This is a genomic window from Nostoc sp. ChiQUE02 (assembly GCF_034531305.2).
In the GTDB taxonomy this organism is placed as follows: Bacteria; Cyanobacteriota; Cyanobacteriia; order Cyanobacteriales; family Nostocaceae; genus Nostoc.
This window is the reverse complement of sequence record NZ_JAVRBN020000006.1, coordinates 1-23747: the sequence shown is the minus strand read 5'-3', so window position 1 is coordinate 23747 and position 23747 is coordinate 1. Positions and strand designations below refer to the sequence as shown.

Annotated in this window: 17 protein-coding genes and 1 pseudogene; 10 read left to right on the top strand and 8 right to left on the bottom strand. The window is 42.9% G+C overall.

Annotation, left to right across the window (positions count from 1 at the left end):
* The first annotated feature begins 278 nt into the window (after positions 1 to 278).
* From RM347_RS08005 to RM347_RS07995, 3 genes are all read left to right on the top strand, one after another.
* The gene (locus tag RM347_RS08005) at positions 279 to 1766 is read left to right on the top strand and encodes a tetratricopeptide repeat protein (protein ID WP_322720046.1); all 1488 of its coding nucleotides are present in this window, start codon (positions 279 to 281) and stop codon (positions 1764 to 1766) included.
* A gap of 116 nt (positions 1767 to 1882) precedes the next feature.
* Positions 1883 to 2389 carry a hypothetical protein gene (locus tag RM347_RS08000; protein ID WP_322720047.1) on the top strand — a complete coding sequence of 169 codons (507 nt, stop codon included), beginning with the start codon at positions 1883 to 1885 and terminating at the stop codon, positions 2387 to 2389.
* Between the two features lie 143 nt (positions 2390 to 2532).
* Positions 2533 to 4911: a DUF3160 domain-containing protein gene (locus RM347_RS07995; RefSeq protein WP_322720048.1), complete on the top strand. Its 2379-nt coding sequence runs from the start codon at positions 2533 to 2535 to the stop codon at positions 4909 to 4911.
* 110 nt (positions 4912 to 5021) lie between these two features.
* On the opposite strand, the gene RM347_RS07990 is transcribed toward RM347_RS07995, so the two are convergent.
* A complete protein-coding gene (locus RM347_RS07990) occupies positions 5022 to 5216 on the bottom strand; it encodes a hypothetical protein (protein WP_322720049.1) in 195 nt (64 codons plus the stop codon).
* 292 nt (positions 5217 to 5508) lie between these two features.
* Here RM347_RS07990 and ilvC point away from each other — a divergent pair, with 292 nt between their 5' ends.
* The 3 genes from ilvC to tnpA all read left to right on the top strand — a co-directional run bounded on the left by ilvC (position 5509) and on the right by tnpA (position 8815).
* Complete coding sequence (ilvC, locus tag RM347_RS07985; RefSeq protein ID WP_322720050.1) at positions 5509 to 6504, top strand: ketol-acid reductoisomerase; 996 nt, start codon at positions 5509 to 5511, stop codon at positions 6502 to 6504.
* A 292-nt stretch (positions 6505 to 6796) separates the two neighbouring features.
* Complete coding sequence (locus tag RM347_RS07980) at positions 6797 to 8305, top strand: hypothetical protein (protein ID WP_322720051.1); 1509 nt, start codon at positions 6797 to 6799, stop codon at positions 8303 to 8305.
* A gap of 102 nt (positions 8306 to 8407) precedes the next feature.
* On the top strand, positions 8408 to 8815 hold the full coding sequence (gene tnpA, locus RM347_RS07975; protein ID WP_322720052.1) for an IS200/IS605 family transposase: 408 nt from the start codon (positions 8408 to 8410) through the stop codon (positions 8813 to 8815).
* Between the two features lie 147 nt (positions 8816 to 8962).
* On the opposite strand, the gene RM347_RS07970 is transcribed toward tnpA, so the two are convergent.
* A complete protein-coding gene (locus tag RM347_RS07970) occupies positions 8963 to 11119 on the bottom strand; it encodes a polyribonucleotide nucleotidyltransferase (RefSeq protein WP_322720053.1) in 2157 nt (718 codons plus the stop codon).
* Positions 11120 to 11220: 101 nt separating this feature from the next.
* A complete protein-coding gene (locus tag RM347_RS07965; protein ID WP_322720066.1) occupies positions 11221 to 11766 on the bottom strand; it encodes a GNAT family N-acetyltransferase in 546 nt (181 codons plus the stop codon).
* 143 nt (positions 11767 to 11909) lie between these two features.
* On the opposite strand from RM347_RS07965, the gene RM347_RS07960 reads away from it, so the two are divergent.
* Positions 11910 to 15209 carry a DEAD/DEAH box helicase gene (locus RM347_RS07960; protein ID WP_322720054.1) on the top strand — a complete coding sequence of 1100 codons (3300 nt, stop codon included), beginning with the start codon at positions 11910 to 11912 and terminating at the stop codon, positions 15207 to 15209.
* Positions 15210 to 16094: 885 nt separating this feature from the next.
* On the opposite strand, the gene RM347_RS07955 is transcribed toward RM347_RS07960, so the two are convergent.
* Complete coding sequence (locus RM347_RS07955; protein WP_322720055.1) at positions 16095 to 16247, bottom strand: hypothetical protein; 153 nt, start codon at positions 16245 to 16247, stop codon at positions 16095 to 16097.
* 49 nt (positions 16248 to 16296) lie between these two features.
* Between RM347_RS07955 and RM347_RS07950 the strand changes: the two genes are divergently transcribed.
* The 3 genes from RM347_RS07950 to RM347_RS07940 all read left to right on the top strand — a co-directional run bounded on the left by RM347_RS07950 (position 16297) and on the right by RM347_RS07940 (position 20652).
* On the top strand, positions 16297 to 19380 hold the full coding sequence (locus tag RM347_RS07950; protein ID WP_322720056.1) for a beta strand repeat-containing protein: 3084 nt from the start codon (positions 16297 to 16299) through the stop codon (positions 19378 to 19380).
* A gap of 94 nt (positions 19381 to 19474) precedes the next feature.
* Entirely contained in the window at positions 19475 to 19624 is a 150-nt protein-coding gene (locus tag RM347_RS07945) for a hypothetical protein (protein ID WP_428850528.1), read from the top strand.
* A gap of 191 nt (positions 19625 to 19815) precedes the next feature.
* Positions 19816 to 20652 carry an SWIM zinc finger family protein gene (locus tag RM347_RS07940; protein ID WP_322720057.1) on the top strand — a complete coding sequence of 279 codons (837 nt, stop codon included), beginning with the start codon at positions 19816 to 19818 and terminating at the stop codon, positions 20650 to 20652.
* An 87-nt stretch (positions 20653 to 20739) separates the two neighbouring features.
* On the opposite strand, the gene RM347_RS07935 is transcribed toward RM347_RS07940, so the two are convergent.
* The 4 genes and pseudogenes from RM347_RS07935 to RM347_RS07920 form a co-directional block, all read right to left on the bottom strand.
* A complete protein-coding gene (locus RM347_RS07935; RefSeq protein ID WP_322720058.1) occupies positions 20740 to 21396 on the bottom strand; it encodes a Uma2 family endonuclease in 657 nt (218 codons plus the stop codon).
* A gap of 21 nt (positions 21397 to 21417) precedes the next feature.
* Entirely contained in the window at positions 21418 to 21603 is a 186-nt protein-coding gene (locus tag RM347_RS07930) for a PCP reductase family protein (protein WP_322720059.1), read from the bottom strand.
* Between the two features lie 128 nt (positions 21604 to 21731).
* Positions 21732 to 23123, bottom strand: a complete 1392-nt coding sequence (gene psbC, locus RM347_RS07925) for a photosystem II reaction center protein CP43 (protein ID WP_322720060.1) — start codon at positions 23121 to 23123, stop codon at positions 21732 to 21734.
* Positions 23107 to 23747 (bottom strand): annotated as a pseudogene (locus RM347_RS07920) (photosystem II D2 protein (photosystem q(a) protein)); the annotation flags it as partial. The gene psbC and the pseudogene RM347_RS07920, both read right to left, overlap by 17 nt.

Here is a 23747-nt window from a genome sequence, read left to right as displayed (position 1 = left end):
CACCGTCAGCAATCCAAGGTGCGTTAGCCTACGGCATAACACACCCTACGATTAATTTATATTTCTTCATATACATTGAATTTCTCTGGCCGACTTACTTAGATTTATCAGCTGTAGCTTATGACAATTTTGCGGAATGTGGAATATGCGATTTGTATTAATGCTATGGCTGATAATAGAAATCATCTATAGCATCTTTTTATAGCCAAAATGATAACTATGTTTACGATATCCAGTTTATGCTACAAAGATCACATATTTTTAGATTATTAATAATAATGCCACTACTTGTGGTATTTGTGACTTTATTAAGTATAGGAAATCAAACTGCTTCTTTAGCAAATATTCTTAGTCAAGAATATGAGCATCACGCATACGTTAATAAATATAACAACTTGATTTGGAACATTGGTCAGTATTTTGTTCATAACACCCGCTTCGAGAACAAGATCAATATTAATCGTCCTCCACAGCAGGACACAGTTAATATCTATGTTGTAGATAAAAATTCAAAACGATTTTTTCCCAAAATCAATTGCAACTGTGCTTCCTTAGGGCAAAACAATACTATTATCTGTGATGCAGAATTACTAGAATACTTCCGTCATCTGATTGATATTTCAGAAGATGGGTTTGACTTACCTAGCAAGGAACAAGCTTCCAGAATCCGTTTTTATATGAATACCCGCTTTTCTTTTTTCTTGCTGCAATGGATGATGGGTCACGAAATTGGTCATTTAGTTCTAAATCATGGCACAGGAAAGTCCTACTTCCAAGCACCATCTACGCTTTTAGGTATTCAGCAGCAAACTTCATCAGGAAAAATTCGCCGCGAATATGAGCAAACAGCAGACCAGTTTGTAATCGAACATTTGCGTTTAAGTTCGGTGAGTGACCAATTTTGGGCGTGGCTGAGTTTATCTAATGTGATTTCAAAAATGTATGCTCAGGCTTTACATGAGCAAGGCGATCGCCAACTAAAGACTTTAGAACTCATCGACAGTGGTGAACCCCACCCCCCTTGGCTAATCAGGGCGCTAGATATGGCAACACTGCTAATTAATACCTCTGTGTTCCCATTAGACAATACTGGTTACTTTGATACCCTACGACAGACAATTCATATCAGATCAGCAAAAAATTCTCAGCCTTCTACTCTTTGCAAAGCGAAGGTAACTCCCAGTAACAATGACGTAGCTATAGCAACAACTAAGGAAAATGCATCTGGTGACGATTACAGCTTGCATCTACGGTTTGGTTTTGAGTACTCACAAGTGACGGAATATGATGCAGCGATCGCAGAATTCACCCAAGCGATCAATCTCATGATTGCTCTCAAAGCAACACCTCAGGATTTACTAGAAGCCTACCTTTCACGTGGTTCGCTCTACTTTAGGAAAGGTAAGTATGAGCAAGCGATCGCTGATTGGGAAGCTGCTACGAAGTTACAACCTAATGATGAACGGGCTTACGTTAATCGAGGCTTTGTCTATTATGAACAAGGTGAAATTGAGCAAGCGATCAATCAGTGGGAAATTGCCGTCAAACTAAACCCAATATCAGATGAGGGTTGGGCTGGTTTGGGTATTGGCTTCTATAGTACTGGTAATACAAAAGCAGCGCTCATAGCTTATCAAAAAGCATTAGCAATTAAAGCAAATTACAGTTCATTAGAATGGTTACGTTACGAGCGATTGTGGACAGATAAGTCACTAAGTCAAGCAGCAGTACTATTACCACAAATTCAGCCTCTAGTTAAATTCTAGACGCTGAAAATCTACATAAAAATTATTTTTTTTAAATGAGCCAAATACTATCATTAAAATAACCTCTATATTACATATATTACACAATCCACCTCACGAGTCAGGAGAAAGTATTAATGCATAAAAGTAAGCGAGTTAAGAAATTGACCTATATTTTATTAGTTGTAGGTATCTTCTTTCTTGTTGCTAGCACCTATTTCATGCAAAGTTTTATTGCCCAACAACTTGCAGTTAGGGAGCATAACTTTTCAAAACCAACTTCTGAAGAGCGATTCATTTTTGTGATGAAATTTGTTTTGATAGTTGTAGTCATGATTAGCGGTATCATCGGTAGCTACATATTTGAGAAGGCTAAAAATACAACTACCCAGACAATCAACTTGCGGACTGAACTAGCTGGAATGATATCCAGTTCTAGATTTATTATGGCACTGGTTGTCTGCCCCTTGACATTTAATTCCATCTACATTGTGATTGGCAATAATCCCGAAAATATTGGAGACTATCTACTTGCCTTTCAAAATGGTTTCTTTTGGGAATCTATTGTTGGCGGCGTGATTAAAACTAATAAATCTACACCTTCTAATATAGATTCATTTGATGATACAGAAGATCCTAGCTAATTTCTCGGATTGAAAAGTTACTGCTCGGTTTTCTGCGAAAAATTTCATTGAGTGTTTGGTTCTCAATTTATACTATCTAGCTCTACTGCCCAGCTTACAGACTTATTGAAGAAGTCTGTAAGCTAAATCCAAGGTAAATAATTATGCCTAACTTGAAAAAATTGCTTCTCTTACTTTGTGTATCATCAACACTTGTTGGATGTAACCGATTCGATGTGAACGATTCTGCTAGGGCAGAAACACCTGGTGATGTATTTGGCTATACTACTGCATTTAACCAAGAACTGAAAAAAATTGGGCAGATATCGCCACAGGAATTTGCTCAAAGATACAAGAGTAATGCTGAATATTTACCTCAAATCACATGGGACTCAACCACCGCTAAATTTTGGCAAGATTTTAACCTGAATCCAGAGGAAAATAACAAAAATCCCCAGCGTAAAAATTTGCGTTACAACGATTTTCGTCTCAATTCAGCAGAACTTGCTGTCTTCAAAAAAAATGGGTTTGTGGTGAGTGAGCGTATGGGAACGCAAAGTTTTGCGGAAATGTACTATCGCATTTACACTAATGATTTGCCAGTATTTGTCTCGGCTGATTCTATACTACATGCTTGGCATAATTCCTACGATTCTATGCTTGAGCAATTGGAAGAAACTTATTTAGCGAGGTCTTTGGATGAAATTCTCCGAGGTATGGCAAATAAAATTCCGGAAGCTGCAAGTAAATATGGTAATGGCGCACTAGGTTCCAGTCTCCAAGATGCTGATTATTTTCTGGCAGTAGCGCGTTCTTTACTGACAGGAAAGACCGTGAAAAGTTACTTAAATCAAGATGAACGTGTTGCTGTAACCCTTACTGCTATAGAGACTCAGCAAACACAGAAAATTAATTTATTTGGGCGCGATCGCACAGTAGATTTTTCTCAATTTAAAGTACGTGGTCATTATGAACACTCCGAACAGCTCAAAAAATACTTTCGAGCTATGATGTGGTGCGGTAGAATTGACCTCCGCATTGCTGGTGCACCTGAAACAAGCTCTCCACGAGAACTCGGTACAGCGATCGCTCTCTACGATCTTCTGCAAAACTCAGGCAAATTCCAGCAATGGCAGCAGTTTGACCAGATGATCCAAACTTTTGTGGGCAGAACAGATTCTATGACTTTTGCCCAACTTGGTGAAGTGTTAAATAAAGCTGGTATTAAATCGCCAGTAGATATCAAGAATTTAGCAACTTTAGCGACCTTAGAATATGATATTCTTAACGGTAAAATTGGGGTTCAAGACATTCGCGGGGACGTTTATAAATCACCGTTAGGAGTAGAAAAAGCTCAGTTACCAAGGTCATTTACAGTCCTTAGTCAAAAATTTGTTTTAGATAGCTGGGTGATGTCGAAAGTTGTATTCGATGACATTTTGTGGGACGGTAAGAAAGTTCAACGCTTTGTGCCAACGAGTTTAGATGTAGCCTTTGCAACACTGGGTAATAATCAGGTAGTACCAAACTTAATTGCCAGAATAAAAGATGGTTTTAATTATCAACATAACTTGGCAGCAGTCAGGAATGTTGTAGATATGCAAAAGCCTTCCGTCTGGCAAGAAAATATTTACATGAATTGGCTTGCAACGCTGCGTCAGTTGTCATCTCCAACTACAGATGTTAAATATCCCGAAGCGATGCGAAATCAGGCTTGGGCAATGAAGACGCTCAACACTCAATTAGCTTCATGGACTCAGTTGCGTCATGACACCATTCTTTATGCTAAACCTTCCTATAGCGAGCTTTCTTGTGAATATCCAGCTGGTTTTGTGGAACCAAGACCAGAATTCTGGGAACGCTTTGAGCAAATGGCGAAGCTAGCAGCGGAGCAAATAAAAAAAACACCCTTTCCCGATTCTGAAGTTCAGAAGCCGGGAGATGAATATCAACCGTCACTCAAAGATATTCAGGCTATACAAGTGGAATTTTTACAGCAATTCGCCCAAAAGTTAGCTGTCCTTAAAGAGATTTCAGCCAAGGAACTCGCGCAAAAGCCACTTACCGAAGTGGAAACTAAATTTCTCAAAGAGATTGTTGAGATTCAAAGGGATTACGTTGGGCAAATCCAATACAATGGCTGGTATCCTAGACTTTTCTACAGTGATCCTGATAATTCTGGCAAGTGGGATGCTTTAGTGGCAGATGTTCACACCAACCCGTCTAACTCAGGTAGTGTGCTGCACCAAGCTGTGGGTAATGTAGATTTACTGATGATAGCGGTGGATAATGGTAAAGACCGCATGGTCTATGCAGGACCAGTAATGAGTCATTATGAATTTGAGGTGCCTGGAAGTAGTCGAAAATCTGATTCTGAGTGGCGTAAAGATATCAATCAGGGTAGTCTTCCACCTCGACCTGATTGGACACAGGGCTATTTTGTACCAGGAGAAAACAAGGATGCAAAGTTGTATCCCAGAACAGATGAGCAATGGGTGCATAAAGAACAGTTCTCACCTGGTACTATTCCTTCTGGTAAATAAATGTAGATTCGACGGGTTGAAAATGGCACAAAAATAATTAATAGTCTGATCTACAGAGTTGACAGTCCAAGAGATTGCTGCCTTTTTGATGAGTTGGGGACGAGAACGGGCTATTGGTGCATTTGGTAAATACTGCTTTCATTAGCAGGTGCCATTGCTTGATTTGCCGCGCTATTGGCTGCAATTGGAGGTAAAGCCTTATTTGCTGATTGATGGGAAGAGGCGCAACTGGTAAAAATCACCCCTCCTAATAGCGCACTCACAAATACAGCAGATGTGCGCGGTAATTTAGCCGAAGCGTACACAATCTACCCCCAGATGGATGAAGATAATCTCAGTATTGCTGAAATCAAACTCAAAGCCTGTATTGTTGCGATTTATGTAACAGGGTTAGTCATTAGTCATTAGTCAAGAGTTACTCTCCCCTACCTCCTCTGCTTCCCCTGCCTCTCTGCCCCCTGCTCCCCCTGCTTTTCATTCCCCCTGAGTTCAAAGGGATAAATTCAATGGTTGACAGTTCATCTGTGGTTACTCAATTTGGGGTACAATCGGAAGTCTGCCAATTGATGACGATGCTTGCTGACAGGAGATGCTTCTATGGCCCGGATGTACTATGACGAAGATGCCAATTTAGACCTTTTGGCTGGAAAAACTATTGCTATTATCGGCTATGGTTCCCAAGGTCATGCCCACGCTCTCAATTTAAAAGATAGTGGTTTGAATGTGATTGTGGGATTATATCCGGGTAGTAAGTCAGTAGCAAAAGCTGAAGCCGCTGGGTTAACTGTGAAAAATGTTGCAGATGCTGCCAATGCTGCTGACTTCATCATGATTTTGTTACCTGATGAAGTTCAAAAAACGATTTATAAAAACGAGATTGAACCCAATCTAGAAGAAGGAAATGTGTTAGCTTTTGCCCACGGGTTCAACATTCACTTTGGGCAAGTTGTACCACCAGCTAACGTAGACGTGGTGATGGTAGCACCCAAAGGGCCGGGGCATTTAGTACGGCGGACTTATGAAAGTGGGGAAGGCGTACCAGCGCTATTTGCAGTTTATCAAGATGCCAGTGGTCAGGCACGCGATCGCGCCATGTCTTATGCTAAAGGTATTGGTGGTAGCCGCGCCGGTATTCTCGAAACTACTTTCCGTGAAGAAACTGAAACAGATTTATTTGGCGAACAAGCGGTATTGTGCGGTGGTTTGAGTGCTTTAATCAAAGCCGGATTTGAAACTTTGGTAGAAGCTGGTTATCAACCAGAATTGGCTTATTTTGAATGTCTGCATGAAGTTAAACTGATTGTTGACTTGGTTGTAGAAGGTGGTTTAGCCAAAATGCGCGATAGCATTTCTAACACCGCTGAATATGGCGATTATACCCGTGGGCCGCGGATTGTTACCGAACAAACCAAAGCTGAAATGCAGAAGATTCTTAGCGAAATTCAATCTGGGCAATTTGCACGAGAATTTGTTCTGGAAAACCAAGCTGGTAAACCAGGATTTACCGCCTTGCGTCGTAAAGAAGCTGAACACAAAATAGAAGAAGTTGGTAAAGATTTACGCGCTATGTTTAGCTGGTTGAAAAAAGCTTAAGCAATAGTACCAGACTAAATTGTTTACAGGGGAGCCGAACGACTGAAGTCGCGGCTACATGAACAAAGCCTGCCTACGCAGGCTGAGGGAATTCACAAGCAAAGCCTGCGTGGTGCGCTTCTTGCAGCGCAGGCTGGGGGAATTTACGGTAAAAAAATAGGGACGGTTTTTTATATTGATTATGAATTCCTCAACACTGTTATGAGTGTTTATTCGGTTGTTAATTATATGTAGGAGCGGCGATAGTTAAGTAGCAGTTTTGCTACCAAGCTCCTCATATTATTACTTAGCAATGACACAATCGAATATGGAATTCAGACAAGATGAGTTACATCACATCTTTGTACCTTATCAGACAGCCAGCCAAGGTGGAACTCAAAAAGTTACATTGAGGTCAGGAAAAAGCTATGAAGTCAATATTCCAGCCAACACTACAGAAGACGATAAATTACGCTTAAGAAACTGTGGTTTGCAGGGAAATAATGTTGTCCTTGTTCTACACACTCTATTTGATAAAACTATAAATATAGAAAAATCAGTAGACTTATTGATAACTACTGTAGATATCAAGCCAGAAAGCAAACAAAGATGTAGAAAAGTCTATCAGCTAATTAAAGATGGTAAATATAGTGAGTGTTTAGCGGCTCAGGACTTATTAGATTTTATTGTTTTTCCCTCTGAAAGTAACTCATTAGTTTGCCTGCGTTACAAAATTGCCAGTCAAAGTTCTAGGTTGATCAAAATTGAAGAGTGTATTGAAAATGCCCTAGCTGCATCTAACCTAGAGGAAACTAAGAAGCAGTCAATAAGAGGAATATATCAGTGTATTAGAGCAGGAGAAGGTATAACTGATTTGGATGTTCTCAATCAGCTTGACTCTATCATTCAAAATTCTTTCCTTCTGAACGAACTAAAACAAGTCTATTTTCAATACAGTGTTATATCTAGAGCAATTACTGCTGATTTATTTATCGTCAATCTGATTGATAATTCCCCTACCATCACAAGTAGTATATACAGAGCAGAGATACTTGCTGCCTACGCTACACTTAGAGATGGTAAGCAAGTTTCTGATAAAGCTTGCTTGCATTCATTAGACTCGCTAATTTTAAACTCAGATATTCCAGATGATTGTAAAGTAATTTACAAGCTGATGCGTGAGCCAGTAACGAGTCATAAGGGAAAGTCTCAGGAAGACGATGATATCATTGGCAAAGTAAAAAAAGTTCATGATTCAGTTAAAAGGGCATCTGTGGTTGTTCCTACTGCTACCAAAGTCGCTACAACTATAGGAGCAAAAGCAGGAACAGGAGCAGCATTTGGTACTTTCTTTGGAGGCGCATCGACTAATGCAACTCTAGCTTTGTTAGGGGGTGGTTCTGTCGCTACGGGTGGTTTGGGAATGTTGGGAGGATTAGCAGTTGCAACCGGTGGAGCTGCTTTGATTGGTGCAGCCGCTCTAGTATCTGTTGCCTCTGTTGCTCAAATGGATTCTGAAGAGAAAAAGAATTTAGGAATCGCAGCAGGAGTAGGAGTTGCAACTAGTGCAGCAGCTGTTGGAACCGCTTGGGCTGCTATCAGCGCTTTTGGTGTGGCTGGTACAGGTACAGCGATTAGTACTTTATCAGGAGCGGCAGCCTATAGTGCTGCTATGGCAGCCCTTGGCGGGGTTGGTGTTATGACTGGAGGAGCTGCTGTTGTAGCATTTGGCGCTGGTTTTGCAGCTTGGAAATTTCTTGGGGGGAATAAGAATGATCCTAAGCGGATCTTAAAACAGTTGGAGGCGAAACTATATTCCTAATAAAAAAATCAATTCCTATTCTGCTAATAGCCGAACGACTCAAGTCGCGGCTACAAAAACAAAGCCTGCGAAGGCAGGCTTTTAGATTAAAAAACAAGGGAAATGCATAGAAATTTTACGCAATTGCATATACATTGTGTTTGGGGAACTTGGGATAGATTGCCATTGATTACACCAGATGTTCAAGAGGTAATTTATTCAGCAATCACCAAGCAATGCTCTGACTTAGGATGCAAGGTAATTGCTATTGGCGGTACAGTTGATCACGTCCATTTACTAACTGGTTTTCCACCAAAATTGACTATATCTGAATTAATGCAAAAAGCCAAAGGTAGTTCTTCCCATTTGATTACTCATGAAATCAAACGCCACGAATTTTTTAAATGGCAAGGTGGTTACGGGGCATTTACAGTCAGTCATCATCTCATCGAGCAGACAGCAAATTACATTTCTAACCAAGTAACTCACCATCAACAAAAATCTCTCATCCCCGACTGGGAAATTATCTAATAATTGCATCCAGCCTGCCTTCGCAGGCTTTGTTCATGTAGCCGCGACTTCAGTCGTTCGGCTCATAATTAGAGAAGCATACGGCGATGCCTTCACGATAGGCATCGCGGATTTTAGATTTAATCTAATCTAAAATCCCAAATCGAGTTACCGATTCACCGCCGCAGCTTCCCTTGCTGCTGCTGCTTGATCTGGGTGGATACCCAAGCGAGTGAGATTAATCCGACCTTTGTTATCAATTTCGCGCACTTTGATAATCACTTCATCGCCCACCGCTACTTCATCCTCAACTTTGCCAACGCGGTAGTCAGCTAGTTGAGAAATGTGGATCATCCCTTCTTTCCCAGGCAAAAATTCCACAAATGCACCTATCGGTATAATCCGAGTAATGCGTCCTGCATAGACATCCCCTTCGTGCAGCTTGCGGGTCATGCCTTGGATGATATTTCTGGCTCTCTTCGCCTTGTTTTCATCCACAGCAGAAATTGTCACGGTGCCATCATCTTCGATGTCAATTTTTGCACCAGTTTCCTCTGTGATCCCCTTAATAGTCTTACCTCCAGGCCCGATGACCAAACCAATCATGTCTGAATCAATCTTGATTGTTAACAGACGTGGGGCATAAGGTGAGGTTTCAGTTCGCGGCGTGTCAATGCAGGCAAGCATTTTCTCCAGAATGTGCAACCGGGCTGATTTGGCTTGGTGGACAGCTTGGGAAATAACATCCAAAGACAAACCGGAGATTTTCATATCCATTTGCAAGGCGGTAATCCCAGCATCTGTCCCGGCAACTTTGAAGTCCATGTCGCCCAAAAAGTCTTCAATGCCTTGGATATCGGTCAGGACTCGCACTTCGTCCCCTTCCTTAATCAGACCCATTGCCGCGCCACTGACGGGTTTGAGAATTGGTACACCAGCATCCATCAGGGCGAGGGTGGAACCGCAGACTGAACCCATTGAGGTGGAACCGTTGGAGGAAAGTACTTCCGATACGATCCGAATTACGTAGGGAAATTGTTCTTTTGACGGTAGCACAGGTAGTAGCGATCGCTCTGCTAATGCACCGTGACCAATTTCGCGCCTTCCTGGGGCCCGCATTGGCTTGGTTTCCCCGACTGAGAAGGGCGGGAAGTTGTAATGATGCAGATAACGCTTGTGCTGATCTAGCTGCATGTCATCGTTGAGGTTTTGAGCATCCCCAGGTGTACCTAGAGTACAAGTGGATAATACTTGAGTTAGTCCCCGGTTAAATAAACCGCTGCCGTGGACTCGCTTTGGTAAGACATCAACTAAACAAGAAACAGGTCGCACTTCATCAAGTTTACGACCATCAACGCGAACGTTATCTTCGACGATTTGCCGCCGCATGAAGTATTTGGTAATGTCTTTAAAAGTGTTACCAAGTGCCTTGCTATTTGAGGTTGCGGCAACTCGAATTGGGTCTGCTTCTGGCAGTTCGGCGATCGTCGTCGCAATTTCATTCTTGACGACATCTAAAGCGGCATCGCGTTCTGGTTTGGTGAAAGTAAATTGAGACAGGATTTTCTTAATCTCGCCGCTAGCGCGATCGCGGATATAATTTTCCAGTGTCGGGTCTACTTCTGGTGGTGCTTCTTGCACTATTACCAGACCCAGTTCTGTTAATAAATCTTGCTGTGCTTTGATTAAGTCCCGCACTGCTTCGTAGCCAAAATCAATTGCTTCGATAATATCTCGCTCTGGCAACTGATTGGCTCCCGCTTCCACCATAATCACGCCGTGGGGTGAACCAGCTACTACCAGATCCAAGTCTCCGGCTTCAATTTCTGCATAAGTGGGGTTAATGATGAAATCATCTCCCACTAAACCAACCCGCACTGCTGCCATTGGCCCATTAAAGGGGATTTGAGCAATCAGGGTAGCGATGGAAGCACCTGTAACTGCTAACACATCGGGTGGCACTAACTCGTCCATCGACAGCGTTAAAGCAATAATTTGCAGGTCATCCCGCAACCATGAAGGGAACAAAGGACGCAGGGGACGGTCTATAAGACGGCTGGTGAGAATTGTTTTTTCTGGTGGGCGACCTTCCCGCCGCATGATCCCTCCGGGAATCCGACCAGCGGCATATAGCCTTTCTTCATAATCTACAGTCAGGGGAAGAAAATCAATGCCTTCTCTGGCTTGCGATCGCGTAGCCGTCACTAAAACGGATGTGTCCCCTGATTCTATCAAAACCGACCCACCTGCCTGGGGAGCTAGTAGGCCTACTTTCAGTCGAATATCCCTTCCATCGAAGGATATTGACTTATCAACTTCTGCCATTCAGTTTTTTTTCCTTCTCTTTCGCTATTCTCTTTCTGTGGCAATCCTAACATTTATGCCTTATGGCTGACTTCTGGTACATACAAAGATAAACAAGTCATTCAAGGCAAAGTGTGATACAAGATTAGCGCGTCTACTACCTGTCCATTCTCTAGCTTCGCCGCACCCGGAATTCGCCCAATAATTTCAAATCCTAACGACTGCCAAAGTGTAATTGAAGGTATATTAGTCTCAAAGACCAAATTGAACATTACTGCTTCGTAGGCCAGGTTTGCTGCTATCGAAAGCATAGCCTCTCCCATAAACCGTCCTAAACCCTGACCGCGTAACCCAGGTTGTACAATAAAACCAGCGTTGCAAATATGGCTACACCGACCGGGAAAGTTTGGCTTTAAATAAAACGCCCCTAATATTTCTTTTGGCTTGTGTGTAGGATCTAAAACAGATGTCCTGACAACAAAGGCATCCTTGCTTAACCAATAAGCTGAAAATTCTGTCGGAGAAAGAGGTTCTTTTTGAGGATAGGTTTTACCTTCAACAATTACAACATTGAGTAATGATCTTACAACCTCCTGTTCTTGAGGATGCATATAATCTAGTTCCACTAATATCCCATTTTTTAAAACTTTAATTAGGGGAAGTTTCATCATTGACAATGTTGATGTGGAATATTTGTTTAAATATTTATTATATGCAAAATTTGGTCAAAAAATCTTATTAAGAAGATGCAAAAATTAGAATAGTTACGATTTTAATTCTTGAGTTTTGGGTAAATCTAAATAGTTAGAAAATGGCGATTTTACATTGTAATTGGTTACTAAAAAATCAAAATGGTTGTTTATTTATTTGGGGGGAAACTTGGCGATCGCCACGAGGGAATTTCGAGTCTAGTGGATCTGGAGATATAGCACTACATCCATTGGCAATGACATCAGTTGAGTTGAGTGAGTGGTTGCGTTCGCGAAGCGTCGCCTTTGGCGATTCGCAGAATATGGCAATTACTAACTTCATCCAGCAACCCAAAGTTGCCATCGCGACTACTGGGCGAGCCTCCAAAGGAGGAGCTACGCTAACGCCCAAAGCTGCCAGTGCCACTGAGATAAGTTTGCCAACACATTCGCAAATCATTGCCCTACCAACTTATATCCCAGAAGGCAGTGGCGAAGGAACAGCAGCGATTTTCCCTGTGCATTCTGCTAGCTTGGGGCTAGATACAGACTCCCCGCAATATTTGCAACCGTGGAAAGTTGAGGGTTTTTGTCTTAACCCCAGTGAAGCAGTAAAATTTCTCGCTGCTGTTCCCCTAAATGCTGCTCAAGGGGAAGATGCCTTTTTGGGAGGAGATTTACGTTTTTGGTCGCAGGTTGCCCGCTGGAGTTTAGATTTAATCTCGCGGTGTAAGTTTTTACCAACAATTGACCGACAATCAGATGGTACATTTGCTGCTAAGTGGCAAGTACTTCTAGACAGTGCTGTAGATGGAACCCGCCTAGAAAAATTTTCTGCGGATATGCCGTTAGTTTGTCGCACTTATCAAGAAAGTGCTGATTTGAGAGAAAAAGACTCAACACTCAGCACTCAGTACTTAGCAGTAGACTTCCCTACCGAACCTCAAGAATTACTTTTGGAATTTCTCAACAGTACGATAGATGCCCAAGTGCGAGAAATGGTGGGTTCTCAACCTCCAATTGAAGCTAAAGCAATCGCATCTTTACCGTCTGGTGTGCGACATTGGTTGCAAGCTTTAACTAGTGCATCTCATACAGTTAATGCAGATGCAATTGAAGTGGAACGACTGGAAGCGGCACTAAAAGCTTGGACTATGCCGCTACAATACCAACTATCTCTTAAAACTCTATTTCGTACCTGTTTTCAACTGCGTTCTCCAGAGTCTGGCCAAACAGATTGGACGTTAGCGTATTTCCTGCAAGCGGCTGACGATCCTGAGTTTTTGGTGGATGCGGCAACTATTTGGAACAATCCAGTTGAACGATTGGTTTATGAAAATCGGACAATTGAGCAACCACAAGAAACATTTTTGCGAGGTTTGGGGGTAGCTTCCCGATTATATCCAGCGATCGCACCCAGTTTTGAAACCGAATATCCCCAATCTTCTCGGATCACCCCTATGCAAGCTTATGAGTTTATCAAAGCTGTAGCTTGGAGGTTGGAAGACAGTGGTTTGGGAGTAATTTTGCCTCCCAGTTTAGCGAATCGTGAAGGCTGGGCAAACCGTTTGGGTTTGAAAATTACTGCTGAAACCCCAAAGAAAAAGCAGGGACGTTTAGGGTTGCAAAGTCTGCTGAATTTCCAATGGCAATTGGCAATAGGCGGACAAACTATTTCTAAAGCTGAGTTTGATAAACTTGTGGCTTTAAATAGTCCGCTAGTGGAAATTAACGGTGAGTGGGTAGAATTGCGGCCCCAAGATATCAAGACAGCCCAAACATTTTTTACCACTCGCAAAGACCAAATGGCGCTTTCCTTGGAAGATGCCTTGCGTTTCAGTACAGGGGATACCCAGGTAATTGAAAAGTTACCAGTGGTCAGCTTTGAGGCATCTGGGGCGTTGCAAGAGTTAATTGGGGCGCTAAACAATAATCAAGCGATCGCACCTTTACCGACACCAGCAGGCTTTAAAGGGCAGCTGCGACCTTATCAAGAACGTGGTGCTGCTTGGCTGTCCTTCTTGGAACGTTGGGGCTTAGGCGCGTGTCTCGCCGACGATATGGGACTCGGTAAAACTATTCAGTTTATTGCTTTTTTGCTACATCTTAAAGAACAAGATGCGCTAGAAAATCCAACACTGTTAGTTTGTCCAACTTCTGTTTTAGGCAACTGGGAAAGGGAAATTAATAAATTTGCACCAAGCCTGAAAATTTTGCAATATCACGGAGACAAACGCCCAAAAGGAAAAGCGTTTTTAGAAGCAGTAAAAAATCACGATTTAATCGTTACCAGCTACTCACTGCTTCATCGAGATATCAAGTCATTGCAAAGTGTCTCTTGGCAAATAATTGTTTTAGATGAAGCCCAAAATGTGAAAAATCCAGAGGCGAAGCAGTCAAAAGCAGTGCAGCAATTAGAAGCTACATTTCGCATTGCATTAACGGGGACACCTGTAGAAAATAGACTACAAGAACTATGGTCTATTTTAGATTTTCTCAATCCAGGTTATTTAGGCAATAAGCAATTTTTTCAGCGGCGGTTTGCCATGCCAATTGAAAAGTATGGCGATACGGCTTCTTTGACTCAATTACGTTCATTAGTTCAGCCATTTATACTGCGGCGATTGAAAAGCGATCGCGACATCATTCAAGACTTGCCAGACAAGCAAGAAATGACCGTATTTTGTGGTATGACTGGTGAACAAGCCGCACTTTATCAACAAGTTGTAGAACAATCTTTAGTAGAGATAGAATCTGCTGAAGGATTGCAACGTCGGGGGATGATTTTGGCTTTACTAATAAAACTTAAACAAATCTGCAATCACCCAGCACAATATTTGAAACAGGCGACATTAGAGCAACATAATTCAGCTAAACTTCTGCGGCTAGAAGAAATGTTAGAAGAAGTTTTAGCAGAAGGCGATCGCGCTTTAATCTTTACACAATTTGCTGAGTGGGGTAAGTTACTTAAACCCTATTTAGAAAAACAGCTTGGTCGAGAAATATTCTTTTTATATGGCAGTACCAGTAAAAAACAACGTGAGGAAATGATCGACCGTTTCCAACACGACCCCCAAGGGCCACCGATTATGATTCTTTCTCTAAAAGCTGGTGGAGTAGGACTAAATTTAACACGAGCAAATCATGTATTCCACTTTGATAGATGGTGGAATCCAGCCGTGGAAAATCAAGCCACAGACAGAGTATTTCGGATTGGTCAAACCCGGAATGTACAAGTACATAAATTTGTTTGTACTGGTACTTTAGAAGAAAAAATTCATGACATGATTGAAAGTAAAAAACAATTGGCTGAACAAGTTGTGGGTGCAGGTGAAGAATGGTTAACTGAAATGGATACAGACCAACTTCGCAACTTACTACTACTCGATCGCAATGCAGTAATTGACGAAGATGCAGAATAAGTTCACAATCACATAAAAACTAGAAAGTCAAAAGTCAATCAATTTTGGATTTTAGATTGACTGAACCCACTCTTGGCAATACTTCTCGGTTAAAAATTAAGCAGTATTGAGAATAAAAAAATGCGTAGTTGAAATTTAGTACCCGTCCCTCTGTAGATTGGTTTTCTATGTGGAAACTTTGAACGAGGTTTTTTGACTACTCTGGGATTAACTCTGCTTCTAACGTTGGCGCGCTCAAGGAGAAATCTTTTAACTGTACCAGTTTTTCCGATTGCACTTCTTAAAGAACAATTATTATTTTACCCTGCTTTTGTCCTTTACCGAGAAGTCTTGCCCTTTAATCTCAACCCCAGCCATCAAATCTATCAACACTGCCCTCAAGGATTTGAGAATTTTTGACAACAGAGGTCATTTGATTGTTCTGCGCTTTGGAGCCAGAAGCACTAATGTCTGCGTTTGCGGGTTTCTTGGTTACAAACGTTGTACCAATCCTTAATAGCCTTCGGTAAGATTGAGTATCAAAAGATCAATAGTACATAAAACAATATATTTACATAAATTTATCAGCAAATAATATGAAGAATATGCAAAGATGTGTCTTTAAGCAAAGATATCTAAGTAAATACGGTAGTATATGGTCAGTGTTGGGTTATTTAGATGTTCCCTATTTTCAAGCTAGACATCTACGCAGAGAAGCCTACAAGGGGGGTATAAAAATATATTTTCCGCACAACACATGACTATTTTCTCTTCTATTAGCACTTAGACGCTCGCAAGAAACCAAATATCAAGTGTGGATTTTAGGTATTTGGTATTTAATTGTCAGATTTTTTAACAAAGTTGGAGATTTATTCCCCTGCCTCTACAGGCGGCAAGTTTTGATGCCTAATTAAAATCTCCGTTACAAAACGTAATTGCGTTAGCGAGTCCGCGTACCCCTGTGGGGAAGCAAGCTACGCGCAGCATCTCGTAGAGAGCGTCATTGCGTTGGCGCAGCGTTAGTGAGGAACGAGCGTCATTGCGAATTGGTTTAATCATCCTTGTTCACTGAAATTACTGAAAAAATCGATTTAGGTAGGTAAAAGTTATGGCAAATATCATTGGAACCAACGGAAATGATACTTTAGTGGGCAGCGAGTTAGCAGACACGATTAAGGGTCTTGCGGGCAGCGATACCATCACAGCTAACCAGGGCAACGATACTTTAACTGGTGGCGGCGGCAAAGATACATTTGTTTACAATTTGGGCGACGGTACTGATACCATCACCGATTTCGGTGGTATAGGTAAAGGAACAAACCCAACGGCAGCAGTCATTGCCGAAGTGGATACCATCAAATTCGAGGGCTATGCCTTCACTGCCCAAAATCTGCTGCTTACCCAGAATGGCAGCAATCTAGAAATCACCTTTGAAGGAGTAGGGACAGGTGGTGCCAAAGTCATCCTGCAAAACTTCAAATTAGAAAACTTGGAGAACCTGAAAGCTTCTGGAACAAGACCAGCCATTGGCAATATCCTATTTAGTGGACAAACTAGCATTACCGACAGTTTTGATGTCTTTGATGCTAACTCCACTCAAACTAGCCTGTCCACCAAGAACACGGTGACTTTCCTCAATGACCTCGACAACAACATTACGGGTTTAGATAACTCAGATGATGTCGTCAATGGTCAAGGCGGGAATGACAAAATCGACGGCAAAAGTGGCAACGACTTGCTGCGGGGTGGTGCAGGAAATGACACTCTCATTGGTGGTGTAGGCAATGACACCCTCGTTGGTGGTGCGGGAAATGACTCCCTGTTTGGCGGTGAGGGAAATGACTCCCTCGTTGGTGGTACAGGTGACGATTACTTGAATATTGACTCTCCAGGAGGGAATAATCTGCTCTCTGGTGGCGATGGCAATGATTTTTTTTACTTTGCCAATTACAACTCTGGCAATAACACACTCATTGGTGGTGCTGGTAACGATAACTTGAATGCTTACTATTTATCAGGTGATAATCTGCTCTCTGGTGACGATGGCAATGATTCTTACTTTGCCTTTGAAAGCTCAGGCAATAATACACTCATTGGTGGCGCTGGCGACGATCGCTTTAATTTTATCAATTCAACAGGTAATAACCTGCTCTTTGGTGGCGATGGTAATGATTCTCTTAGTGCCGAGCGCGAACCCCAGAGTGGTGGAAATGGCAATAACACACTCATTGGTGGCGCTGGCGACGATAACTTGAGCGCTAACGGCTCAACAGGCAATAACCTGCTCTTTGGGGACGATGGCAATGATTCTCTTAGTGTCTTAGGCGATGACTACTTCGGAGGCGCCTCAGGCAATAACACACTCATTGGTGGCGCTGGTGACGATGAATTAAATCTTTACTATTCAACAGGCAATAATCTACTCTCTGGGGGTGATGGTAATGATTCTCTTAATGCCAACGGTTTTGGCAATAACACACTCATTGGTGGCGTTGGCAATGATATCCTCACAGGTGGGAACGGTGATGATATCCTCACAGGTGGGAACGGTAATGATAAATTTTTCTGGAGCGGGGGCACTGATATTATCACCGATTTCGGTGGCGTAGGTAAAGGAACAAACCCGACAGCAGCAGTCATTGCCAAAGTGGATACCATTATACTCGCGGGCGAGAGTGCCCAAAATCTGGTGCTTACCCAGAATGGCAACAATCTGGAAATCACCATTGATAACTTTCAAGGGGTAGGTGGTTCCAAACTCATCCTGCAAAACTTCAAATTAGAAAACTTGGAGAACTTGAAAGCTTCTGGAGCAAGACCAGCCATTGGCAATATCCTATTTAGTGGACAAACTAGCATCACCGACAGTTTTGATGTCTTTGATGCTAACTCCACTCAAACTAGCCTGTCCACCAAGAACACGGTGACTTTCCTCAATGACCTCGACAACAACATTACGAGTTTAGATAACTCAGATGATGTCGTCAATGGTCAGGGGGGTAATGACATCATCAACGGCTTGAGTGGTAATGACCTTTTGAGAGGTGGTGCGGGAAATGATACTCTCATTGGCGGTGCAGGAAATGATACTCTCATTGACCGTGCAGGCAATGATATCCTTGACGGTGGTACTGGTGACGATAGCTTGAGTGCTGGCGGTTCAACAGGCAATAAAACCCTCAACGGAGGTATAGGTAACGATAGCTTGAGTGCTAGTGGTTCAAAAGGCGATAACCTGCTCTCTGGGGGCAATGGCAATGATTCTCTTGACGTCTCTGGCAACTCCGGAATCAGCGAATATAAATCATCCTCCTACTCCTTCGACTCTCGCTCCTTGGGCAATAACACCCTCAACGGGGGTGTAGGTAACGATACATTGAGTGCTGGCGGTTCAAAAGGTAATAACCTGCTCTCTGGGGGCGATGACAATGATTCTCTTGATGTCTCTGGCTCCGAGTACTCCGACCACCCTTACTTCGCTGGCTACGAATACTCTGACTCTCGCTCCTTGGGCAATAACACACTCATTGGAGGTGCAGGTAACGATAGCTTGAGTGCTGGCGGTTCAAAAGGAAATAACCTGCTCTCTGGGGACGATGGCAATGATTCTCTTAGTATCTCTGGCTACTACAGTGACTACAGCGACTATGAGAACGACTACTTTGACTCTCGCTCCTTGGGCAATAACACCCTCAATGGTGGGACTGGTGACGATAGCTTGAGTGCTAGCGGTTCAACAGGCAATAATCTACTGGATGGAGGCGATGGCAATGATACTCTCACAGCCTCTGGTGCCTCTGGTAAGAACACAGTCATTGGTGGTAATGGCAATGACTACCTCACAGGTGGCAATGGTAATGATAGCCTCTATGGAGGAGCTGGTAATGATACCTTTGCTTTTAATAGTTTCAATGAAGGACTCGATAATCTTTATGACTTCAACGCGACTAATGAACTGATTCAGGTATCGGCTGCTGGTTTTGGTGGCGGGTTGTCAACACCTTCACTTTCAGCTAGTCAGCTTATCATCGGAACATCTGCAACCACTACCACTCAGCGATTTATCTACAACAGCGCTACAGGTGGACTGTTCTTTGATTTTGATGGTAGTACATCTGGCTTTACTCAGGTAAAATTTGCACAACTAAGTGCTGGATTGTCACTAACCGAAGACAATTTTGTGATTGTTTAATCTTTATTAGTTCTTTATTAGTACTCTGCCATCACCAAGCGGTACGGTTTGCGAGGTGCTGTTTTTAGCATCTCGCATTCGATTGCTCAGTTCAATGCAAGTCGTTTTGGTAAGCGATAGACCGAATAGTTTAACTGATGAATTGATGACACCAGTTAATTCTTGGCACAACTTCAATCAAGCTTTGGATATTGCAGAATTGCTCACTCGCACTCTTATGCGAAAAAAAAGAATTAACAGTTAACTGTTCTGTAACGAATGGTAAATCAAGCCATCCATTCAGTCCAGTGTGGGGCAATACTTCTCGGTAAAGGACAAAAGCAGGGTAAGGTAATAATTGTTCTTTAATAAGTGCGATGCCTACAGCGGGCTGCGCCTACGGATTTTTTAGCCAATCCTCAATTCCCAGTTCCTTTTACTTTGAGCGAAGCAACTATGACCAATTATACCCTTCAGGCAAGTCGAGAATGGTGGTCACAACAATGGCTAGATTTACTCGATTCTTATCGCTTTAAAAAGCGTTTGGAACGTGCGAGAAATTATGCTCGTCAAGGAAATGTTCTCAGCATCGAATTTAAAGGTGCAAAAGTATTAGCTAGGGTGCAAGGTAGTGAAGTTGAACCCTATAAAGTCTCCCTTTCCCTTGAACCATTTACCGATGAACAGTGGGATTATGTAATTGAAACAATGTCCCAAAGGGCAATTTTTGCTGCCAAATTACTAGCAGGAGAAATGCCACAAAATATAGAAGAAGTATTCACAGCTAATGGTCTTTCGATATTTCCTTTTACCCTTGGTGATGTCCAGAGTAAATGCTCTTGTCCTGATAAAGCAAATCCCTGTAAACATATTGGTGCCCTGTACTATCAGTTAGGCGATCGCTTCAGTGAAGACCCCTTTGTACTATTTCAATTGCGCGGACGCACTAAAGAGCAAATTATCAGCGATTTACGACAATTACGTAGTACCAAGATTCAACCTAACACCACAGAAACGCCCGATATTCAACAATCAATTCCTAATAAAAAATACTCAGTGAAAATTGACTCTTTCTGGCAATATAATGAGCCACTAGAGTCATCCTTGGTAGTGATTGCGCCGTCCACTAGTGAGATGGTATTAGATGTATTAGGAGCAATTCCTTTAGCGAAGGAAGAGGAAAATACAGTAAATTCAACTTCGAGTGATCTGGTAATGAAGTATTTAAATACAGTTTACAGAGATGTGAGTCAGAAGACTTTTTTAGCAGCAATGAATGTGGGAGGAAGCTGATAATAATTCGTAATTCGTAATGACGCTCTCTACCAGAGGCTAAAAGCGAACGCGGACTCGCTACCGCTACGCTAACGTAATTTGTAATTATGAATTAGGTTCACTGGGTAGTTCACCCTTACCGCCTTCCCTCACCGATTCTCGCACTGCCTGACGAATTGCCCGTCTGCCATCCACCCGATTTTGCTCAATCAGTTTAGGCAAATCCCGAATTGCTAAAGTAGGAAACACTAGACTCTTCTCTGACTCGACATATTCCCCGTTTTGCAGGTGATAAATCTTGAGTTCACCGGAGTCACAACACCAAAGTTCTGGTACTCCCAAGCGGGCATAAATGGGAAAACGATTTAGAGACTTACTGGTAACATCAATTTCCAGTGCCAAATCAGGCGGTGGATCTTGTTTCAAGTCGAGATCCAATCTACCCCGAATCGCAGCTTCATTCTGGAAATAGAAGCAATTATCTGATTCCACCCCTACCATTCGGCTTTCTCGCTTCCAAGTAGTCGAACCATAACTTTCATAGTCTAAATCCAGCACATCAGCGATTTCTTTGACTAAATCGCTAATTACCTCTTTGTAATGTTCGTGTTCAGGTAAAGGTGTCATAATTTCCAAAGTAGTGCGATCGTAAGCTAACCGTGCTGCCCGATGCTCTCCTAAGTCTTTTAAAAGATTTTCAAACTGTTGCCAGCTAATGTCGTAAAGCATTACTCGGTCTGCTCGATTTTTGGCGACTGTCATTGTTACGACCTCCAGAATATTTTATTGTCCAAACTCAAGCCTAGCCTGTTCTACCACATCAGCGGTCACAAGCTCTTGTCCTGCTTCACGAGCCAGCTGTTCAATTCTGGCTTTAGCTTGAGAGCGGACAAAAAAGGGAATATTTTGCAATTTTTCCTTAGCTTCAGATGTCCATCGCAAAGCATCAATAAAATTGGAATCGCTCATAGTATTAATTCCCTTGATTAGTCGCTCAGTTTAATCAATAGATTACTAATTTTCTTATAAAAAAAGCCCTTGCTTTTAGCAAGAGCCTATAAATTATTAGTTGTCAGTGATGAAATAAACTTTACAACCTAATCTAGGTCATCCATGAACATCACTGGCTCAGTATCACGGTTAATTCCTTTCTCAAAACCACCAGCAGCAGCTCGTGCGCGACCAGCGTGCCACAAGTGACCAACTAGGAAGAAGAATCCTAGTACGAAGTGAGAAGTCGCCAACCAAGCGCGAGGAGATACGTAGTTGAAGGAGTTAATCTCAGTAGCCACACCACCCACTGAGTTCAAAGAACCCAGAGGAGCATGGGTCATGTATTCAGCAGCGCGACGAGCTTGCCAAGGCTGAATATCGTTCTTGATTTTTTCCAGGTCAAGACCATTGGGGCCACGTAGAGGCTCCAACCAAGGGCCGCGGAAATCCCAGAAGCGCATGGTTTCACCACCGAAGATGATTTCACCAGTTGGAGAGCGCATCAGGTATTTACCTAGACCTGTGGGGCCTTGGGCAGAACCGACGTTAGCACCCAAGCGTTGGTCACGAATCAAGAAGGTCAAAGCTTGAGCTTGAGAAGCTTCTGGACCAGTAGGACCAAAGAATTCGCTAGGATAAACGGTGTTGTTGAACCAAACAAAGATCGAGGCAATAAAGCCCATCAGGGAAAGAGCGCCCAAGCTGTAGGAGAGGTAAGCCTCACCAGACCAGATGGATGCACGACGTGACCAAGCAAAAGGCTTGGTAAGAATGTGGAAAATACCACCAGCAATACAGATAAAGGCAACCCAAATGTGACCGCCGACCACATCTTCTAAGTTATCGACGCTGACAATCCAGCCTTCGCCACCGAAAGGAGACTTGATTACATAACCGAAGATAACCGCTGGGTTCAATGTCGGATTGGTAATAACACGAACGTCACCACCGCCTGGTGCCCAGGTATCATACAAACCACCAAAGAACATTGCCTTTAGCACCAACAGCAGCGCACCGCATCCCAAAATAATCAGGTGGAAGCCGATGATGTTGGTCATCTTGTTCTTGTCTTTCCAGTCGTAACCAAAGAAAGAAGAGTATTCTTCTAAGGTTTCTGGACCACGAACGGCATGATAGATACCGCCAAAGCCAAGGACGGCTGAGGAAATTAGGTGGAGTACACCGACAACAAAGTAGGGGAAGGTGTCGATGACTTCACCACCAGCACCAACACCCCAACCCTGGGTAGCGAGGTGAGGTAACAGGATCAAGCCCTGCTCATACATGGGCTTTTCCGGAATGAAGTGAGCGACTTCAAACAAAGTCATCGCTCCAGCCCAGAATACAATCAAACCAGCATGGGCAACGTGAGCACCCAGTAGTTTGCCAGATAGGTTGATTAAACGTGCGTTACCAGACCACCAGGCAAACCCAGTGGATTCTTGGTCGCGTCCAGCGCCGCCTAAGATATTTGGTCTATTAGAGAGCGTTACCACGTGGTAATACCTCCTCAGGGAATACAAATTGTTCGTGGGGTTGATCTTGAGGAGCCATCCAAGCGCGGATACCCTCATTCAGCAAAATGTTTTTGGTATAGAAGGTTTCAAACTCAGGGTCTTCCGCCGCCCGTAATTCTTGGGAGACGAAATCATAAGCCCGCAGGTTGAGTGCTAAACCGACGATGCCGACGGCGCTCATCCACAAGCCTGTAACTGGCACGAACAACATGAAGAAGTGCAACCAGCGCTTGTTAGAGAAGGCAATACCGAAAATCTGTGACCAGAAACGGTTTGCCGTCACCATTGAGTAGGTTTCTTCAGACTGGGTGGGATTGAAGGCGCGGAAGGTGTTAGCACCATCACCATCTTCAAACAAGGTATTTTCGACTGTGGCTCCATGAATGGCGCACAATAATGCACCACCCAAGACACCAGCAACACCCATCATGTGGAAGGGGTTGAGTGTCCAGTTGTGGAAGCCTTGCAAGAATAGCAGGAACCGGAAAATTGCCGCTACGCCAAAGCTGGGTGCAAAGAACCACGACGATTGTCCCAATGGGTACATCAGGAATACGCTGACGAATACCGCAATGGGAGCGGAGAAGGCGAGGGCGTTGTAAG